The organism is Shigella sp. SIG6 (assembly GCF_053555815.1).
The window spans coordinates 1-312 of sequence record NZ_JBQZXC010000353.1 but is presented as its reverse complement, the minus strand read 5'-3'; the positions used below and the strand labels follow the sequence as shown (position 1 = coordinate 312).

Genomic DNA, 312 nt, shown 5'->3' with positions numbered 1-312 from the left:
ACTTTGCAGTGCTCACACAGATTGTCTGATAGAAAGTGAAAAGCAAGGCGTCTTGCGAAGCAGACTGATACGTCCCCTTCGTCTAGAGGCCTAGGACACCGCCCTTTCACGGCGGTAACAGGGGTTCGAATCCCCTAGGGGACGCCACTTGCTGGTTTGTGAGTGAAAGTCACCTGCCTTAATAATCTCAAAACTCATCTTCGGGTGATGTTTGAGATATTTGCTCTTTAAAAATCTGGATCAAGCTGAAAATTGAAACACTGAACAATGAAAGTTGTTCGTGAGTCTCTCAAATTTTTGCAACTCTGAAGT

The 312-nt window shown here is 44.9% G+C and carries 1 tRNA gene; it reads left to right on the top strand.

The window, feature by feature from the left end:
- Nucleotides 1-71: 71 nt before the first annotated feature.
- A tRNA-Glu gene (locus ACUU1M_RS20790) sits at nt 72-147 on the top strand.
- Nucleotides 148-312: the final 165 nt, after the last annotated feature.